Here is an 18,892-nt window from a genome sequence, read left to right as displayed (position 1 = left end):
ACCCGTCTGCCGCTTTACTAGGGAGTTGCCTCCCGTTCTCGCTCGACTTGCATGTGTTAGGCACGCCGCAAGCGTTCGTTCTGAGCCAGGATCAAACTCTCCGTAATTACTTCTTAAAACTTTGAAACTCTCAGGTTGACTTCGTTTCCTTCTTTTCCATCAACCCGCTCAAATTTCAAAGAACAAACAATAACCCTCTCCACCTGAAACTCCTTCATCGTTCAGATGGAGCACTTTTTAATATACAATAACTCTTTATGGCTTGTCAACAGTTCCCAAAAATTTTAAGGAAAAATTTAAAGGAAAAACCAATGAATATCCTACTTAAGAGGCTGTTTCTTTGATAACCGCAAAGACACTTATTATACAGAAGTGATTCTTATCTTTTACAAAGGATTTTCCTACCTATTTTCCAGGCCCTAGATTCCCTCTTATCTTCTACGATTTTGTAAAATAGTTCCTTCTCTGAGTCGCTGGACCGAGGTGCCACTTTCGGTTGTATTTATAGTTTGATTATTCCTTCTAATATCTGTAATCACCTGACGGAGTTCATTCTGAAACCTCTGCTGAAATAGTATGTACTGAGCCCGTTGCTGGGGGGTCAACAAATCGTAAATTTCCTTTTTAGTACGTTCTTTTTCACTGACGTAGTTCGTTTCGATTTCTTTGAGTTCCCGAAGTTTTGCTTTTAGTTCTAACTGTTCCGGATTTGAAGAGTTAACCAGCTTTTCCAACTGAGATACCACACCCCGACGTTGCTGGTTAAAGTTGCTTTGTAGCTGGTCCATCCTTCTAAGCTTTTCAAGAACCATACTGGCCTTATCTTCGGGGAGACTGAGCTCTTTAACCAGCTTGAGATTTCTGACCAATCCCAACGTTCGACGTATTTCCTCATCTTTAGCTCCGGGAGATCCCCCCTGCGGAATACTTCCCTGGGAAAGGTTTCCCTGAAGTATACTTCCTTGCAAGTTATTTCCGGACAACGTATTTCTTCGCAATCGACTCTCCTCTCCTTCCAGGGCAAATACCTTCATGGGGATCGACATCAAGCTCATCAGCACAATCATTTTGGACAAGCACAAAAGTTTCTCCCTCGACACTATTCTCACCTCCTTTATCTATTTATACTTTCTTTATTTAGATCATATTATGGAGTTTTGCGAGAAGAGCTTCTTTTTCCTTTTCACTTAAACTTTTTAACACCGCTTCGATATAAACTTCTATTCCATCGGTCTCGGATGGATCAAAAATAGAACCCACTTCCAGTAGAACACGCTCGTAGTCGGCCAGATCTTCCACTTTATCTAAAGCCACCCGTCCCAGGAGGCTATTCAGCATATTTTCATCACTTTGGGGATCTTCTTGAAGCATTTTGACCAGGGTTTTTACATCCATATCGGGGGTTAGCTCTTCCTTCTTCAAGACCATTTCCTTTAAAGGTAAAGGGGTTTGATCCTTTTTGTAGTTCACATAACCAAAATAACCTAAAAATCCCAAAGCAAAAAGGAGCAGAGCCGCCCAGGCGGTAATGGCAAAATTAAACTGGATACGAGGAAATTTGAAAAACCAGGGTAAGGGCGTTTTCTCCTTTTCCCTTCGAATTCTATTGAGTACATCGGTTGTGAACTGCGACCAGAATACATCGGGTAATTCCGGGACAAAACAAGATCGAAGTACCAGTTCGAGGGTATAAATAAACTGATCTAACTCAATTAAACAACTTTTACATCTCCTCAAGTGACCTTCCAAGAAATTCTGCTCTTGATGATTCAGCTCCCCTTCATAATAATCTATGAGTCTTATCCTGACATCTTCACAGTTCATCTCGTAATTTCCTCCTTCGTTGAAATATAACCTTTCATAAAATCCCGCAGATTACGAATAGCATGGAAATAATTGGCCTTTACAGTCCCGACAGAACATTGTAGAACTTGAGATATTTCCTTGTGCGAGAAACCGTGACAAACTCGCAAGATTACAGTAACTTTCTGTTTTTCCGGCAGGCGGTCTATCGCTTTGTTCACGACCTCCTGAAGTTCTTTAAACTCTAGAGCCTCCAGGGTACTTGTCTGCATAACAGTATGCAGATCTTCCAACTCTACTTGAGCTTTATCTCTATTTCGCCTCAGATGGTTAATCCCTAAATTAACGGTAATGCGGTAGAGCCAGGTATGAAAGCTTGAGTTTTTACGAAATTTTTTCAGGGATTGATAAGCTCTAAAAAATGCTTCCTGGGATAAGTCTACGGCATCCTCATGATCTTTGACAATTCTAAAAGCAAGGTAATACACCGCCTTTTTATACCGATTAACCAATTCTTCAAAGGCCAGTTCACTTCCTGCTAAAGCCAGATCGATCAGTTCGAAATCTGTTTTTTTTAAAAATTTACTTTCCTGCACAAAATAGACACAATAATCTTAAAAAGGTTTAAAAAATTTGGTTTGTTTAATAATAAACTCTGGCTAAAAATAATCCTTGAGCGGGTGCTGTGATTCCGGCGGCTTTCCGGTCTCGTGCAGCAAGAATTTTCGACATCTCCTGGATTTCCCTCTTTTTCTGGCCTATCTCAACCAGGGTTCCGACAATATTTCGGACCATCTTATAAAGAAAAGCATTTGCTTTGATAAAAATCCATATAAAGTCTCTACGTTGTGTAATACGAATGTTATAAATGGTTCGAATTGTAGATCCAGAATCCGGAGAACTTGCCTGAAAAGACTTAAAATCGTGTTGACCTTCCAGATATTTCGCAGCTTCTCTCATAGCCTCTATATCTAAACGATCTCTGAGAAACCAACAAAACCTGCGATGGTAGATGGAAGGGGTTCTGGCATTAAGGATTTGATACACATAAATCTTACTCTTTGCATCAAACCGGATGTTAAAATCCTCCGGAACTACTTCAGCTTCTAAAATGAGAATATCGTCGGAGGTTAAACTGTTTAATCCTTTAAGGAAAGCTAAAGCAGGAAGCGGGCGGGTAGTATGGAAATTGGCCACTTGTCCAAGCGCATGGACTCCTTTATCTGTCCTACTCGCCCCTACCAGATCTACCTCTTCTCCGGTCATTTTCTTTATAGCGGCTATTAACTCTCCTTGTACGGTCCTTACATTTCTTTGAGCTTGCCAGCCATGGTAGCAGGTTCCGTCGTATTGGAGTTTAAGCCTGATGTTGGGCATCAGAATAAAAGGCTACCGGTTAAAGGACTCCCCAGGATATCATCATTCGTCTGGGCTTTACCATCGGGCCCGACACTGGACAGTACCATGCCCGTCTCGGTTTTTGTCCACAGGTATTTATGACCCCAGGGATCATAAAGATCGTGTTCCCGAATAAAACCCTTTATAACCAATTCATCTAAAGAAGCCGGGTATTGCCTATACCGTACATAGTAAGCCGTTAAGATCTCTTGCATTTTAGTTAATTCAGACTTAGTCGATTCTTCCTTGAGGAACTGGAGACCTGTGGGAGATTGTCCGGGATAAAGAAAAACCGAATTTTTTAATCCAACCTGGAATCCTATCCACAGGATCAGCCCCAGCATGAGGATACCCCCAAGCACATAAAGCTTTTCTGTAAGACCTGGGTAACCCCTTGAAGAAATCTCTTTGGGTTTCTTTTTAACCTCTCCTTCCGGAACTTTTTCTACCAAACCCTTGGTCATGAGGGCATAGACGGTCTGGCAGGTATCGAATTCTCCCAGATGACTCATATCGATGAGATCCTGGATGGTTTTTTCTGATTCTAATAAATCAAAGATTTTCTTCTGATTTTCAGAAATCTTAACCTCCTCCTCGGAGTCCATGGATTCTACCTCATCGGGGTTGGGCAGGCTGGCGCCAGGAACCCGACGAACGACCACCTGAAAAGAGGGAATTCTTTTTTCGATCTCGGGCCACTCGTCTGTGATTCGGAATCCTTCCATGACGAGAAATTCGGTATTGATGGGTTTGATAAGATTTTTATCGTACTCAACAGATTTTTTTGGTGTGAATTTATATTCTCCATCGGTCCATCTTAGCAGATGGTAGATGGTTTCCTGGATCTGTTGGGAGAGTGCCTGTCTTAGGCTTTCTATATCCACATCCCCCAGTTCAGCCAGAATGGTTCCAAGGGGTTGGAGAGTTTTTTTCTGCTTATCGAGGGCCCGCTTTAATTGAAACTTGGTAATTTTTCCGCTTCGGACCAAAACCTGGCCTAACCGACTTTCTACCTGTCGGAAAGAGGCATCAGCACCGATAACGACGCCCCTTTCAAAAATAATCGTTACAGAGCCTTCAGATCCTTTGACAAATAGCTCCCCGGTTTTTTGTTGTAAAGAGATAATTTGAAAAATATCTGCCAGGCTAAACTCTTTAATATTGCCAGCTAGAGCCATAACAGTCGTCTCCGTGATCAATTCCTGGGTGCCAAAGAAAAAATGTCCCGTAGGGTGAATACATAAATGCTTAAAAGGATAATCCATTCTGTGAGAAAGACTGCAAAGGTATTAGGGGTTGAAATCCCTTCATAGGCGTAAAGGAATATATTTTGAAGGGATAAATGAAAGAAAAGGACGGCGATCAATCCGCCGATAACAAAACCCTTTCCCATATATCCCAGATAAATATGACCTGAACCCGGGAGCAGAAGGGAAGTAATTCGAGCCGTCCAGCGTCGAGCCTGTTCATAACGTTTGACCTGGCGAATTTTTTCTTCCCGTTTCCCGGGTTTCACCACACCCCGCTTCGCAAAAATATAGCTGCAGGAGGTGCATAATTTCCGGGTCCCGCTTCCCTGCTGGCAGTACTTACATATGGGATCTCCACACATTTCACAGTAATAGGCATATCCCGTTTTTCTTTGGAAGCGATCCAGAGCCTTGATTAAAATCCACCAACTGAAGGGAGCAACCCCCAACAGGTAGAGTGGATTATCCAGTCTGGAGAATAAGTTCCAGATCTTTTTAGAGGCTTCATACCCCGGTTGCCAGAGTTTAAGACTACCTATAAAGGGGGCATATCGGGGAAGCCACTCATCTACCAAAACCAGGTTATAATGTGAACTGGTTCCTGCAATTTCCCGAATCTTATTAAACCGATCGTAATCCAGGCGTTGGGCCTGATCTAGTTCCCCGGCAGCTTTTTCCGAAGAACCTGGATCTTGCCACAGAGCCTGGGCCAGATTATAGTGGGCGGAGAATAATTTAGGATTTTCCTCTAAGGCACTCTCATAAGCTTTGATAGCCTCATTGAATTTTTTCTCAGCATAATAAACGTTTCCCAAATTAGTATAAACTTTGTCCAGTTGATAAGAACGCTCGATGAGTTCTCGATACCCTTTTTCAGCCGCTTCTAAGAAGCCTTTTTTCTTGTTGATGAGGGCCAGGGAAAAGCTGGCCTCTGGATTGAATGGGTCGGATTGCAGAGCTTCTTTAAAAATTTTTTCGGTTTCTCCGCTATAAATTCCGTAACTGAGATCCCGGAGGGCTTTAATATAAGGAGTATGATACGCGTTGAGGGTTATGCCCATGATGAGAAGGATCAGCGGAAGAAGAAAGACAAAAACCAAAAAGGCTTTAATAAACCTTTTACCCAGAGGTTCCAGGTAACCCCAGGTCAGGATGGAAAGTAAAAGAATGAACCAGAAGACTCCTCCGATCCATAGGACGATGGCCAGGAAGACCCACCCCATAATCGAAATGGGAAGGAGAGGTAAAGATCCGGGAAGTCGCTCCTGGATGTCGTGGAATAGGGCTCTATGGACCTGAACAAAAGAAAATAAGATGACCAGAGAGAAAGCTGTAAATAAAGAGAGCGCCAGGATCTCCAATGTTTTGTTAAGGGAAGCATAAAGGGTATAGATATCCAGGATTTTATCCTTAAGACCCCGAAGGGACTCTACCACGAATCCATAAAGATTTCCTTTACTTATATGAAGTTTGGCCAAAGCAAATCGGGCCCGCCAATTGTAAGGAGCCAATTTGCTGGCCATTTCTAAAAGATCGACTTGAGCGGCAAAATCTCCCCTTATCAGCTCGCTCTCCCTAATTACCACATCAGACGCCGGAATGAGACTCTCCAAACCGACCTCCTGTTTTTTGGTATTAACCTCCCTCAACTTCTGTTTAGCCTCTTCATAGTTTCTCTTCTGCAAGAGATCGACGGCTTCAAACCACAGGCCTGTAAGGGATTCCAGGGAGGAAGGGGAAATCTTCGGTTCCGGGGGTACCTTGGATTCCTGTCCCACGGGTACTGTAGACTCTCCTCCCTGTACCGCTTCTATTTCCAATATCCCAAACCCCTGAATCCAGGTTATCAAAAGTAAAATAATCGGGATACCCGGATATTTTCTATAACCGATCTCAGGTCTTCTCATAGGCTGGAATTACTTTTTAAGCTCCTCGACATAGATCATACGAAGATGGAACAGAATATCTTCTAACGTTCTTTCCTCTTCAGCGGTCAGGTTACCCTTGGTTTTCTCCTGGAGAATCCCTAAGAGATCAATAAGATATTTGGCTCTCACCAAATCTTTCTCGACTTTTTTAGTCAGAGGGTTAGGAACCAGACCTAATCCAATCTGAGCATCAGCATAAAAGGTAAAGATAAGAGATAAAAAACTTGCCTCGGGTAAGGGAACCTGTTGAGTTTTTTTACCGGCTTTCTCCTCCGCTGCGCCGGCTTTCTTCTCCTCTTGCGTCGAAGCAGGAGATTTCTCCTGAGGTTTAGAGGTCTTATCAGCCTCCTGACTCGAAGCTCTTCGATCTATGATTTTGAAACCTTTTTCCTCATTTTCCGACATATCTAACTCCTTTCTCTAAGCCGTAAGAATTTATTACCAGCTTATTAAAACAATTAGGTTAACAAAAAATATATAGAGAAGTCAAGGAAAAATTTTTAGAGGTTATCCCCCGGTATCTTTCTCACATTTTACTTATAATCCCATAAATCCATCCAGTTGTTTTAACCGGAACAAAGGCAAAATACCGGTGCTGATCCTGGATCTTGAGCTTAACGACCCCTTCTCTTCCTTCGCTTAATTTCTGAATGATCCCCTGAATAGATTCATCAGGTAAAGAAGCCAGATGGGTATAGTTAAAACTTTCTTCTTTTTTATCTCCTTTAGTCTGGGAAGATTGAGCCAGAATGTTTCCTTTTTTGTCGATCAAAAGGGCTACGCTGCTTTTTCCGGCTTTTACCTTAAGAACCTTATCTTTCAGCTCCTCCAAGGTTATATCCAGGGCTTGAACGCCTAAAAAAGTCCCCTTCTCATACAGAGGGGTGGAACAGGTCACCATCCATTTTTCCTGGGGGTCCTTGTAAGGTTCTGTCCAGACGGTCTGATGCTGAGGATTTTTTTCAGGCCCTGCCCAAACATAGGCCAGGGATTCCCGGGGATCGGAGTCTCCAGGATACTTCGCTTTGGCCTCCCGGGGATAAACCCGAATCACACCCTCTGCCGTTATCAGGTAAATCCATTTTATATAATCATAGCGCTTTTTAAGTTCCTTATACCGTTTCTCCATGGATTCGGTGGCCCGGATCTGCTTGATCACTTCTTCTGGGAGTGAACCCGACCTTCCTTTAAACCAAACACTTGTTTGACTCTTCTGCTGGTGATCCCCATAAACCCCTGTTTCGTCAAAAGTATAGATATGGGGGTTATAGATTGGCTTCTCGGGTGGATTTGAGAAAAGCAACAAAACGTACTTGGCCATAATTGCATTATCCTCTTCAATCTGTTGAAGGAGCGCATCGGTTTCTTTAGCCTTTTGTCGGGTCAATTCCAGCAAGGCGTCAGGATTTTTAACCTCTCCCCAAGAACGGGAAGGAACCCAAAGGAACAAAATCCAACCAAACAATAGGTATTTACAAAGTTTCATAACTGATCCTTATCATGTAATTATGCAGGAGTCAAGAACCAGAAGGAATCCGAATAACAAAGTTCAGAATTTACATACCTCCGATCCGGTCAGGGAGAGATGAGTGGCTTATCCGGTTTTATTGTGACTTCCGGCTTTTGACCCCTTTCTAAACCGACCTAAGGTTCTCTCCGTATCCAGCTAAGGGTGAGAAATCCTTTCTCCCATTTCACAAAGGTAGAAACACCCAACTTCTAACCCTGAGCCTGACCTTTTTCAATAAGAGCTCACCAGGGGGCTTAGCTGATTAAACCAGGCCTCTGCCATGGCCTTGTATCCCTCCTGCGTCGGATGAACCCCGGTTAAAAACTCAGGATGCTCTTGAAAAAGCTGATATAGATCCAATAAGGCCAATCCCCGAGACTTCGCAATTTTTTTAATGGCCGGATTGATTTCCTCGACGATTCGACGTTGGGAATCCTGGTTGAAAACCCGGCGATGATTCTCGTCGATTACAAGAGGCGGTACGGTAGCCAGTAAGATTTTAGGCCGCTGACCCTGGGGACCTGTATAATTCTGAATGAGATCAATAATTTTATTCAGGTTATTGACAAATTGATCGGTTGGGGTATGATCCCCATCGATTCTTACATCATTGGTACCTAACTGAAGCAGGACGATATGGGGATTTACTTCTTGAAGTACCGGGTGAGAGGTAAGATATCTTAAATATTCTCCCGACGTATTTCCTTTAACCCCTTTATTGACAACTTTTATCCGGATTCCCGCTTGATTTAATCTTTCCTGCAAATAGGTGGGATAAGCTTCAGCCGTAATACTATCCCCGGCACACATAACCACCTGAAAAGGCCTCCGAAAATAGAGTCGGAACCCCCAAAGTCCGAAGAGAATGATCCAGAAAAACAGAACTATAAAAAGAAGATATTTTTTCCGCATAGATAGGTTTTTATCAGAGTTAAACGAATTAAACAAGACTTTTTTGTTACAGGCTTTAATTTTAATTTGACATTTGGGAGGCTGCATACTATTTTAATTTTTAGGTGATGGAGTTCACCAGAACCGCCGTTGGAGATTAAAACGGCTGATAACTCCTACATTCGATCCGAGAAAGTTTCTTTTGTATTCAAAGTTTACCGGGTTGAAGGTAGGAGTTATATTTTTTAATCCCCTACCTGGAAAAACCCCAGGTAGGGTTTTTTTTTGCAGGGTAAATAACCGGAACAGGGAAAACGGTTCCCTGGGCTGGCTTACGATTCCTTTCAAGAAAAAGACTGTCCGGGTCTATTTCAGAACAGGGCGATGTTTCAACTTCGATGAGGGATATGTCCATTCTCCTTGGCAATTATACAACGCTTAAAGAATCCATCCTGACCGACCTGGAAGTTCTTCGAGGACTCCTGGGTGGGGGAGGGTATTCAAAGATTGAAACGGATCTTCAGGCCTTGATCTTGAAACTCCGGGAGGATCAATTTAACCTGGTCATCCTGGGACATTTCAATCGGGGCAAATCCACGCTTATTAACAGCCTTCTGGGGGTGAGTCTGTTACCCACTTCCATTATTCCCCTTACCTCCATCATTACGTTAATCAGATACGGGAAGACCTTGAAAATAACGGTACGGTTTAAGGAAGGGACCAAGAAAGAGATCCCCTTTGAGGAAATTGCCGGGTATGTCACAGAGTCCTGGAATCCCCATAACGAAAAGAATGTGGAACGGATTGAGGTTTTTTATCCTTCTCCCTATCTTCAGGAAGGGGTCATCCTGGTGGATACCCCTGGAATCAGTTCTATTTATGTGGATAACACGGTTATTACCCAGAACTATCTCCCCCGGGCCGATGCGGCTATTTTTTTAATGGGGGTCGATCCACCCCTGACGCAGGTAGAATTAGATTTCTTAAAGCAAGTTAAAGCGTTTATCGGAAAAATTTTCTTTCTCCAGAATAAGATCGATCAGGTGGAGGAGTCGGAAAGGGATCAGTCCCTGGAATTTTCAAAGAAAGCCATCCAGACCCATCTGGGTCTCTCCGATGTGAAGATCTACCCTATTTCGGCTAAATTGGCCCTGGAGGGGAAATTAAGAGGTTCCCTGGAAAAGATAGAGGCCAGCCTTCTTCCTGGTTTTGAGGCAGCCTTATCCCAATTTCTCCTCCAGGGTAAAGGAAAAATCTTCTTAGAATCGTCCCTAAACCAGGGTTTAAGGGTGGTCGGGGAAGCGGAAATGGTCTTTAAACTGGAGAAAAAGGCTGTTGAAACCCCGGTGTTGGATCTGGAGCATAAGATCAACCAATTCAACTACCAATCCCAAATCATTCAGCAAGAGCAGGAAGATATGGAAATACTTATTCGGGGAGAGGTCGAAAAGCTTCTGGAAGATTTAAATAGGGACCTGGAGTGGTTCAAACTGGAGCAGGTGCCCCTCATTAAAGAATCGATTCAAAGGTGTTATGAAGCCCATTTAAAAGACGATAAGAAGGCTCTGGTTCAAGCTTTAGATCATTGTCTTCATCGATCCATTGAAGAGGCCTTCCAGGCCTGGCTCCCCTCAGAAGATGAGAAAATGCGGCGGGGTTTTGAGAAAATGGCCTCCCGTTTTTCGGCCCGAGCAAACCATCTCGTTCAACAGATTCGGCAAATTTCGGCGAACCTGTTTGACCTGTCCATGGAAAACCTGGAAGGAGTGGAAACCTTAATTTCCCAAAGTCGGTTATACTATAAAACCGAAGAATTGCTGGGATGGGGTTTGGATAATGTTCCCCTGTTGATGCCAAAACCCTACTTTCGAAAATTCGTATTAGGGGAAATGTTAAACAAGGTGGCGGTCGAGCTGGACCGGAACGCGGGGCGGGTACGGTACGACTTTCTGGAGCGGATGGAGGGTAGTGTACGAGAACTTAAAGATAAATTAGATTGGCAGATTCGGATGACCCGAGAGAATATTCAAAATGCCTTGAAGAGGGCTATGGAAATGAAGGTTCAAAGCCAGGGAGAAGTGGAACGGCGGGTGAGGGAGTTGGATGAAAAACTAGCCTCGATTCAAACCCTTAAGAAAAAGCTACTGAACTTAAAAAAGACCCTGGAAGGCCGGGAGGGAGAAACCTTATGAGGAGATTTTTTTGCCCTTCGTGTTGGGAAGAATTTACAAAAGATCTCTCTCTATGCCCTCGTTGCAAAGCCGATCTTTCTGCTTTGGACCGACAGAGCCCTATCCAGAAGCTCATTCGGGCTCTTCATCATCCGGACCCGACGATTCAGAGGTGTACGGTTTATCTTCTTGGAGAAAAGAGGGGTCAAGAAGCCAGGGGACCGCGGTTAGATCTTCTGGATGGGACGAAGGATTATTTTTTAATGGAGGAAATAGCAGAGGCCTTGGGGAAAATAGGGGATCAAGAAACCATTCTGGTTTTAACGAAACTGCTGGATAATCCTTCTTTTTTAGTTCGTGGGAGTGCCGTCAGAGCTTTAGCAACCAGAGGTGATCCGGAGATCCGGGAGGATCTGGAAAGGATGCTCAAGGATCCCAGTACTTATGTGAAAGGATTAGCCGGCGAAGCCTTACTCACGCTCAAGGAGCCCGGGAGGGCATATGACAGAGAAGAAGAACTGGTTCAATAGAAATGTGTTAGGGATGGGGTTGGCGAGTTTCCTCAGCGATGCCGGTCATGAAATGGCCACGGCCATTTTACCCATGTTCCTAGCAACCATTGGGGCTTCGGCTGCTGCCCTGGGTATCATTGAGGGGGTAGCCGACGCAGCCTCGAGCTTTGTCAAGCTCTGGTCGGGGTGGTACAGCGATCGGATCGGAAAACGGAAGGCTTTGGCCGTGGCCGGGTATGTAATCACCGGAGTATCTAAAGCAACCTTTGCCCTGGCGACCCTATGGCAGCACGTCCTCATTGGACGGGTAGTTGGCTGGATGGGTCGAGGGCTGCGAGGACCGGTCCGGGACGCCATGCTGGCCGATTCTGTACCCCCGGAAGCTTATGGCCGCGCCTTTGGATTTCATCGGGCTATGGATACTGCCGGTGCGGTGTTGGGCCCGTTTCTGGCGTTTATTTTTATTAAATACTTGAGTTTAAGGACTATTTTTGTGATAACCCTGGTCCCCGGACTGCTTTCTGCAGCCGCCATTGCTTTTTTAGTCAAGGATAGATCCCGGGCTCCTAACCACGCCATGAAATTTTTCAAGAACATAACGGATACGCCCCGAAGCTTTAAGCTGTTTTTAGCAGGCGTTTTCATCTTCGGGATGGGAGATTTCGCCCATACCTTATTGATCCTACGGGCCACCCAGGTTCTAACCCCGATTTATGGAATGGCTAAAGCCGAAAGTCTGGCCATTTCCCTTTATGTGATCCATAATATTCTTTATGCCCTATCGGCCTATCCCGTGGGAGCCCTCAGCGATAAACTGGGTCGACGAGAGCTCCTGGCTTTGGGATACCTCCTTTCCGGGGTTATGGGTATCGGGTTTATCCTGGCTCCGCCGGGCTTCGGCTATTTGCTGATCCTTTTTGTTTTAGGAGGGATTTACATTGCCGTGGAAGATGCCCTGGAAGGATCTACAGCCGCTGAGCTTCTCCCCGAAGAGGTGCGGGGAACCGGATATGGCATGTTAGCTACTGTCAATGGGATTGGGGACTTTGTTTCAAGCCTGGTGGTAGGATTTTTATGGAGCACAGTCTCTCCGGCAATAGGTTTTGGATATACGGCGGTGTTAAGTATCCTGGGAGCTCTGGTTATTTATAAAATTTGATGTCTTGTACAACCTGGAATCAGAGCAGGATTTATCCGGCTTTACAAGACCCTTTTAGCCGTAAGGAAAGCGAGAAAATAGTAAGGGCACGTGGCAACGTGCCCCTGCCAAAGATGGCTCAAAGGGCGAAAGGAGGTAAGTTAAGATGATATTCAAACATTTATTTCACGATTCCCTTCAAACCGAGGCCCATTTACTTTTGGGAATTTCCTATGCCACCGTGGACCAGCAGAAAAGGGTTGTCAGGCCCACAGAACCCCAAAAGGAAAAGGAAGAAAGATCCGGTGGAAACGTATCGGAAAAGGGAAAGGAAATCAAGAAAAATCTGGAAGATCTCATGGATCAAATCGATGAGGTTTTGGAGCAAAATGCAGAGGAGTTCGTAAAAAACTTTACCCAGCGGGGAGGCGAATAAACAGAAAGTCTGATCCTCCCTCGCCCCGGCAGGGGAAGGAACGTTGCAGTCAAAGTTCCTTGTAAGACGAGGGAGGGTTAGGAGTAAGATGGTTAACTTAAGAACGTGTAAAGGGGTAAGAGCCTCAAGGGGAATTCCGGTGGAATCAAAAGAGTTTTTCCCCTCCGGATCCCCATCTTAAACGGCTCCTACTCATTGCCGGGCTTTGTAATAACGCCCATCTGGTCCAGTGAGAAGAGGGTTGGGACATTGAAGGAGATCCCACAGAAGGAGCCCTAGTCGTGGCTGCTGAAAAGGGGGAATGGACCTTAGCCGATTTAGAACTCAGGTATCCGCGGCTGGAAGAAATTCCCTTCAGTTCCGAACGCAAATGTATAGAAATCGAGCCCAAGCTGGAAAATAAAAATGGACATCTCTCCGCGTGCCATTTTAGGTAGTTCGCCGTCTCGGCTGGAGGATCTACGACCCTCCCCTGGGGAGGTTCACTTCCTCTGGTTCTTTATACAGGGGAGTATCATGGTCCCCGATACGCGGGCGCGGTTGTGTCGAGCCTGGGGGATGTGCCAGCGGCACATCTTTACCTTCCTGTCGGTAGATGCGGCGTTTCGCCACGGTTACCTGCAAGGGCCTACTCTTCTCTATGAGGATTTGACGGAGCGTGCGCTTGCTGCCTTCAACCTCCATGGACCGCTGCAAGAAATTCGGGTTGTCTACCGCCTCCGGAATACCGGACCGTGCCTTATGTGTGAGTTAGGTTATAGCTCAACTTCTCGTGGTATGGCCTCCCGCGAAATGTTCGAGCAAGGCAGAGACCTTACCGAGATACGAGCTTTCGCTGAAACGACAAGTTTCTATTGGCGTAAGAGTGTTTGTGGACGTTGCGCCCAAGATGAAACACGTCCACGCTGTCGAGTCCATCTGCACGAGGAGCTCATCCTCGGTACGGCAAAGCTTAGGGAGCACCCGACGCTCGTTCAATACATCACCGAACACATAGGTCAGTATACCCGCTCATTCCATTGGGAATGCCGGAGTACCGACACAATGGAGGATCGTGCGGCATTGATCGGTGCTGTGAGTTGGTGTAGCGGTTGGCAGCCCTGGCTATCCCTGATCGGTTGAAGGGTTTGATCCCAGGGATCTTAGCTGATCTCGCAATTTTTACTTGACAAGTAGCCTTCCCTTAAGTAGAATCAGCCCCCAATATTTCTAGATAGCCTTATCCAGTGATAAGATTAGGGGTAGGACTTATTTTTGCTTTATTCCCCCTGGAAAGAGGTATAGGGTAAACTAAAAAAATTAGCCAGCTAAATGCCGTCTAAGGACAAAGTCTTTGGATTAGTCAGCATGAGGCGGGACCCACAAAATACTCGAACCATTCGTAGCCAATCTGGCTTCAGAAACTTAAAGTACTCCGAACTAGACTAACAAAGCATAGGCCAGTTGTTGCCCAAATAAAGTAATACAGTTCGCACTCCAGATAATTATCACGCCGTTAGGTTCATGCTCGGAGGAAGGGGGGTGAGATATGATACCAACACCACCTTAGTACCCATCTGGATAGCTTAGAACTTTGACCAATGAGATAAACAACTTTTTTAGGAGGTTAATATGCCTACTAACATTAAAACTTTCAGGAATGAATCTGACCATTCGATCATCGTCTTCAATTCAGAGAACATCGGAAATAGCTTTTGGATTAAAGCAAAGCACACTGAAAATACCAAACCTGGACTTTGGATTTCTTGGCATAAAGATCTTCCCCTTATCCTCTGCACTATCAAAGGCATGTGTCACATATGGGATGTTGATTGGAAGATTCATGGTCAATGGGAGGGTAACTCCAATGAGATCATTTTCCTAGACGGCTCTGATAAGGGTGTTGGAGGAGACATTCAAGTTTCCGTTACTAAAGATGGGGATATCGAAATGAAAAAAGCAGGCTGATCGATTTCGATAAGATAAAGGATATCCCTTATTAATTGTTTCCTAATAGGATACAACCAGACGCGCGCACGAGGCATGGTCTTGAATGTTTAGTATTTTCTCGTGCGTCTGCGTCAGGTATTTTATTAGGAATCTTAGCCTTAATGAAACCACAAATATTATGGTTTCTTGCTGTAATATTGCTTACCTTCATCATTATTTTATTGTGATTTTATTGTCTGATTCAGAATAAGTATATTAATTCAGATTAGTAATGTCTGCTGGGTTATCCAGTAGATTCTAGCCGCGATAAGTCTGCTTCGACACCACCTGATTTGGCCGAAGAGCGTTAAATATGTTTTACTGAGCTTTCCGTTCCTTTACATGATTCCGATTCATTTGGTTTTTGAAAGCTAACCTCGTTATCTCATGTTGGTCGTTGGTCTCCTATGTATAGTTGGTACAGCTGGCTTAGTTCGAGCTTGTATAAAGCAAGCAATCTTACTCGTAGTTAGAACCTTGCAAGAAGATAAGTGCTTAGCTGATGCCTCTGCTTACCCTCCCTGTTGTGTGAACCCACCGTGTCACCCGCTTCCCAAACTAGTGGAGGTACCAGTCTGCCCAGAGGTAAAAAGGGCACAAAATGCGAACGGAAATCATCACGAAACGAGATGATCTTACGATTCGTAGGCTCCCCCTTGAACCCGGTGAGGCGATGCCGTGGTGCACGGACTCCTGCAATCGCTTTACGGTCGCCGTGCGCGGTGAACAACTCCGCATCGAGTTTCAGGATACCGATGAGCACACCCTGGTTCCGGTCTATTCTAGCATGACGGACTGGGACAAGCCGGACCATGCTGTCATTGCGCAGTGAACATAGGTACATCTCCTTATGAGGAAGTCATCACATTTTTCCTTGATGCCTCCGGCGCTGACCCCCAACCGGAACTTATGTAAACAAGGTGTCGGCTACCTAACCAAACGTTGCAACAAACTATGTAAAGTGTGGTTGTTGAACCTGGGCATTGTGCCAGAAGGAAGAGATCAAGTGCTATGTTTGTGAAATAAGACGTAGGAATACGAGAATGCAAGTCGTACACCGACAAGCTAAATATCCAGATCATCGTCCCCATACTTTGGCAAAAAGGTTGGAGGATAGTAAATTATTCAGGTAACTAGAAATTGAACAGGTAATTTAAAAGGTCTATATGCCCCGGTTACGTAAGGCGTTAGCACATTTAGGAGAGATTTGATCGTGAAAACTCAATATTATGTTGCCTCCAGTCTGGATGGGTTTATCTCGAACCCATAGAATTCCCTCGACTGGTTATTGCAGTTCGGTGAAGGAACAGGGTCCGACTATCAAGCCTTTATCTGCAAAGTGGGTGCGATTGCCATGGGAGCAACCACCTACTGATGGATCCAGGATCATCATATCCAACCCAATTCTCAACAACCAAAGCCCTGGCCTTACGAACAACCGGTCTGGGTCTTAACTTCCTGTACACTTCCCACAATTCACGGTGCCAACATTGAATTCGCCCGTGGGGACGTGAGGCCAGTGCACTGGCAGATGATCACAGGGGCAAGTGATAAGAACATATGGCTTGTCGGTGGTGGGGCGTTGGTCGGCCAGTTCTACGATCACGGTCTACTCGACGAGATGATTGTTACCATCGTTTCCGTGACCCTGGACAATGGGGCACCTCTCCTGCCACGCCCGATCACAACCCCTCCCCTACGGTTAATATCGGTTACAGCTCGGGATGGCGATCCGCTGGTAACGCTATGGTATGAGGTACCTCGTCCATAGACAAAGGAACTAAATATGGACAACAGAGGTGTAAGTAATTAAACTATTATTTTATACTGAGGGAATCTTGCTCAATTGCGAGCCTTGCTACTTGATCTATGGACACGATGAACGGGACAGAATGCCACGTGATGCTTGTCCGCTGCATAAGCTGGAAGGCGATTCTTTGGGAATATTTTTATTACCGGGAGGAGGTACCCTACTCTGATTGGCCGCTTAAAGACAAGGAGAGCTACTTCCTGGTTCGTCCTACAATTGGAGCGTCAGCGGTTGAGCGATTACAGAGGGAATTCCTGGCGGCCCGGCATGGTTAGAGGTAGTTGACGTTATCATACCCAAATGATCCTACACAACCCTACAGCTAAGGAGCAAGGGTGGTAAAACCTTGAAGGCAAATTTTCACGAGCCGTTCTTAGGGAGGAAAGGAACCATAAAGTCCCTACCTAATCCCAGGAAATAAAGGTCAGCAAGGAGATATGGAAAGTACCGGAGACATTATCTATCGGGTGAACAGTCGGGACGAGATCGTTTTCACAAACGAGGAGTGGGATCGATTTGCCCTGGCTAATGGGGGATGGAAGGTCACATCGGCCAACATACTCCATCGCTCGTTATGGGACTTCATCGTTGACTCTACCACATGTCAGCTTTACCATGACATCTTAACACAAATCCGGAATCATCGTGTGATGGGATTTCGTTTTCGGTGTGACTCACCCAGTTGCCGACGACTGATGGAGATGCGAATATTTCCTGCTGAGGGAGCCACGGTTGAGTTCCGGATACGGACGTTGGCCATAGAACACCGACAGCATCAACCTCTGCTCGAATCTCAGGCAGTTTATTCGGAGAAGTTCCTGCGGATGTGCAGTTGGTGTAAGAAAATTAATGTAGAAGGTACCTGGATGGAGGTGGAAGAGGCTGTCAGGCATTTGCGGCTTTTCGAAAGTACTTCTCTGCCGATGTTGACGCACGGAGTTTGTGAAACCTGCTATGGAGAAATGACCAGGATCTACAGAGCCTCTTGAGAGTATGATCCCATTTTAAGGATACCTTCTCGGTTTCATAAATTATCGTTCATACTTTTCGGGTAATTCTAAGGAGGTTAAACAGGCCTGCATATTGCCTTTTGATGTTTTAGAAGTTACTGATCCTCAGAGGTTAGAGAAATCTAGGGAAGGCATCTTCCCCGCAGTTGAGCACTATAAGGGACGTCCTCTCACCGTCGACAGCTAATGTGAAATAGTCGAAGGGGAATGGTTACTGGCTTTTCCCGTGCTCGTAAATTCCCCTGCTGTTCACTGACGTGATGGGCACGCAGTGCGATCCCACCATGCAGTCGTGCGTCGATCCAACAGCGCCTACACCCCGTGAAGAGGCGTTACAACAGTCGTTACCGAAGGAAGAACGATATCTTCCGCCACCTTCGTTCAGCTCCTCCAGCGTAAATGGCGGCCTGTCCTTATCCGCGAATCTCCTGCGCTCCGCCGCTCCGTCGGCCCCGGTAGCGGCAGGTATCCCCGAGGCGGCGCCTGGAACTGATTTTGCGGCAGCAGCTGCACAGGCAAGGCGGGCCTATCGAGCTACGAACGTGATGCCCCCGGGGACACAAGTACAGCATTGGACGAAAGAGCTGAGCGCGGCCGCAACGAATATGGACCCGGCGGTGATGAATCTGAATTTGTCGCCACTACAGTCTCGCAACGCATTGCCTGCGACGACTCTGCTGGTTGATCCCAACGGTGGAGGAACAACGTACTCGGTGTTCGGCGGCAGTGTATACGGCAACGAGCACAAATTCGTCGATCGATTCCTCATTCCCCAAATCGAAGATCAGATACGCGCCGCGAACCCGGGCGCTCTCCCCCGAGAGGTAGCAGAAGCGGCTGGCAGACAAGCACGATGGATCATGACGGGAGAACCAGGGCCATCTGCATTGTGCACAGTCCCTGAAGCGGCGGGGATGAGTTCATCGGCGCGATGGTTTGCTGGAGGCGCTGGCGCCTTGAATTTTGGAGGTGGCGCACTGATGCTTGCTAGTGTGAATCCTGAAAGAGATCCTGCACTTGTCACCGCGGGAAAAATAACGAGTGGTACCGCCAGTATCGTAGGCGGG

The 18,892-nt window shown here is 45.8% G+C and carries 19 protein-coding genes, 1 rRNA gene and 1 riboswitch; of the genes, 10 read left to right on the top strand and 10 right to left on the bottom strand.

Annotation, left to right across the window (positions count from 1 at the left end; all coding sequences use genetic code 11):
• The 10 genes from VNM22_18200 to VNM22_18155 form a co-directional block, all read right to left on the bottom strand.
• Nucleotides 1-107 (bottom strand): 16S ribosomal RNA (locus VNM22_18200); the annotation flags it as partial.
• Between the two features lie 324 nt (nucleotides 108-431).
• Nucleotides 432-1,076, bottom strand: coding sequence for a hypothetical protein (locus tag VNM22_18195; protein HWP49093.1), 645 nt, complete (start codon nucleotides 1,074-1,076; stop codon nucleotides 432-434).
• Nucleotides 1,077-1,137: 61 nt separating this feature from the next.
• Nucleotides 1,138-1,824 carry a zf-HC2 domain-containing protein gene (locus tag VNM22_18190; protein ID HWP49092.1) on the bottom strand — a complete coding sequence of 229 codons (687 nt, stop codon included), beginning with the start codon at nucleotides 1,822-1,824 and terminating at the stop codon, nucleotides 1,138-1,140.
• Nucleotides 1,821-2,399: a sigma-70 family RNA polymerase sigma factor gene (locus VNM22_18185; GenBank protein HWP49091.1), complete on the bottom strand. Its 579-nt coding sequence runs from the start codon at nucleotides 2,397-2,399 to the stop codon at nucleotides 1,821-1,823. The genes VNM22_18190 and VNM22_18185 overlap by 4 nt, the downstream gene beginning before the upstream one ends.
• Before the next feature lie 46 nt (nucleotides 2,400-2,445).
• Nucleotides 2,446-3,180 (bottom strand): tRNA pseudouridine(38-40) synthase TruA, encoded by a 735-nt coding sequence (gene truA / locus VNM22_18180; GenBank protein HWP49090.1) that lies wholly within the window; start codon nucleotides 3,178-3,180, stop codon nucleotides 2,446-2,448.
• A complete protein-coding gene (locus VNM22_18175; GenBank protein HWP49089.1) occupies nucleotides 3,180-4,379 on the bottom strand; it encodes a DUF4388 domain-containing protein in 1,200 nt (399 codons plus the stop codon). The genes truA and VNM22_18175 overlap by 1 nt, the downstream gene beginning before the upstream one ends.
• A gap of 17 nt (nucleotides 4,380-4,396) precedes the next feature.
• On the bottom strand, nucleotides 4,397-6,358 hold the full coding sequence (locus VNM22_18170; protein ID HWP49088.1) for a tetratricopeptide repeat protein: 1,962 nt from the start codon (nucleotides 6,356-6,358) through the stop codon (nucleotides 4,397-4,399).
• Between the two features lie 9 nt (nucleotides 6,359-6,367).
• A complete protein-coding gene (locus VNM22_18165; GenBank protein ID HWP49087.1) occupies nucleotides 6,368-6,784 on the bottom strand; it encodes a DUF1844 domain-containing protein in 417 nt (138 codons plus the stop codon).
• Between the two features lie 121 nt (nucleotides 6,785-6,905).
• Nucleotides 6,906-7,865, bottom strand: a complete 960-nt coding sequence (locus VNM22_18160; protein ID HWP49086.1) for a cache domain-containing protein — start codon at nucleotides 7,863-7,865, stop codon at nucleotides 6,906-6,908.
• A gap of 255 nt (nucleotides 7,866-8,120) precedes the next feature.
• Complete coding sequence (locus VNM22_18155; GenBank protein HWP49085.1) at nucleotides 8,121-8,801, bottom strand: SGNH/GDSL hydrolase family protein; 681 nt, start codon at nucleotides 8,799-8,801, stop codon at nucleotides 8,121-8,123.
• 94 nt (nucleotides 8,802-8,895) lie between these two features.
• Nucleotides 8,896-8,966, top strand: a riboswitch (Fluoride riboswitch).
• 221 nt (nucleotides 8,967-9,187) lie between these two features.
• Between VNM22_18155 and VNM22_18150 the strand changes: the two genes are divergently transcribed.
• The 10 genes from VNM22_18150 to VNM22_18105 form a co-directional block, all read left to right on the top strand.
• The gene (locus VNM22_18150; GenBank protein ID HWP49084.1) at nucleotides 9,188-10,972 is read left to right on the top strand and encodes a dynamin family protein; all 1,785 of its coding nucleotides are present in this window, start codon (nucleotides 9,188-9,190) and stop codon (nucleotides 10,970-10,972) included.
• Nucleotides 10,969-11,481, top strand: a complete 513-nt coding sequence (locus VNM22_18145) for a HEAT repeat domain-containing protein (GenBank protein ID HWP49083.1) — start codon at nucleotides 10,969-10,971, stop codon at nucleotides 11,479-11,481. The genes VNM22_18150 and VNM22_18145 overlap by 4 nt, the downstream gene beginning before the upstream one ends.
• Nucleotides 11,453-12,622: an MFS transporter gene (locus VNM22_18140; protein HWP49082.1), complete on the top strand. Its 1,170-nt coding sequence runs from the start codon at nucleotides 11,453-11,455 to the stop codon at nucleotides 12,620-12,622. Before VNM22_18145 ends, VNM22_18140 begins: the two co-directional genes overlap by 29 nt.
• Nucleotides 12,623-12,767: 145 nt before the next feature.
• The gene (locus tag VNM22_18135) at nucleotides 12,768-13,037 is read left to right on the top strand and encodes a ubiquitin-like protein Pup (protein ID HWP49081.1); all 270 of its coding nucleotides are present in this window, start codon (nucleotides 12,768-12,770) and stop codon (nucleotides 13,035-13,037) included.
• Between the two features lie 405 nt (nucleotides 13,038-13,442).
• A complete protein-coding gene (locus VNM22_18130) occupies nucleotides 13,443-14,159 on the top strand; it encodes a hypothetical protein (protein HWP49080.1) in 717 nt (238 codons plus the stop codon).
• Between the two features lie 489 nt (nucleotides 14,160-14,648).
• Nucleotides 14,649-14,984 (top strand): hypothetical protein, encoded by a 336-nt coding sequence (locus tag VNM22_18125; GenBank protein HWP49079.1) that lies wholly within the window; start codon nucleotides 14,649-14,651, stop codon nucleotides 14,982-14,984.
• A 1,531-nt stretch (nucleotides 14,985-16,515) separates the two neighbouring features.
• On the top strand, nucleotides 16,516-16,776 hold the full coding sequence (locus VNM22_18120) for a dihydrofolate reductase family protein (GenBank protein HWP49078.1): 261 nt from the start codon (nucleotides 16,516-16,518) through the stop codon (nucleotides 16,774-16,776).
• 107 nt (nucleotides 16,777-16,883) lie between these two features.
• Nucleotides 16,884-17,090, top strand: coding sequence for a hypothetical protein (locus VNM22_18115; GenBank protein ID HWP49077.1), 207 nt, complete (start codon nucleotides 16,884-16,886; stop codon nucleotides 17,088-17,090).
• A 162-nt stretch (nucleotides 17,091-17,252) separates the two neighbouring features.
• Nucleotides 17,253-17,804 (top strand): hypothetical protein, encoded by a 552-nt coding sequence (locus VNM22_18110; GenBank protein HWP49076.1) that lies wholly within the window; start codon nucleotides 17,253-17,255, stop codon nucleotides 17,802-17,804.
• Between the two features lie 908 nt (nucleotides 17,805-18,712).
• Nucleotides 18,713-18,892 (top strand): hypothetical protein (locus VNM22_18105; protein HWP49075.1); only part of this gene is annotated, 180 nt, incomplete at its 3' end.

This window comes from Candidatus Limnocylindrales bacterium (assembly GCA_035559535.1).
GTDB lineage: Bacteria > Moduliflexota > Moduliflexia > Moduliflexales > JAUQPW01 > JAUQPW01.
The sequence above is the reverse complement of the archived record's forward strand: the minus strand, read 5'-3'. Positions and strand labels throughout refer to the sequence as shown.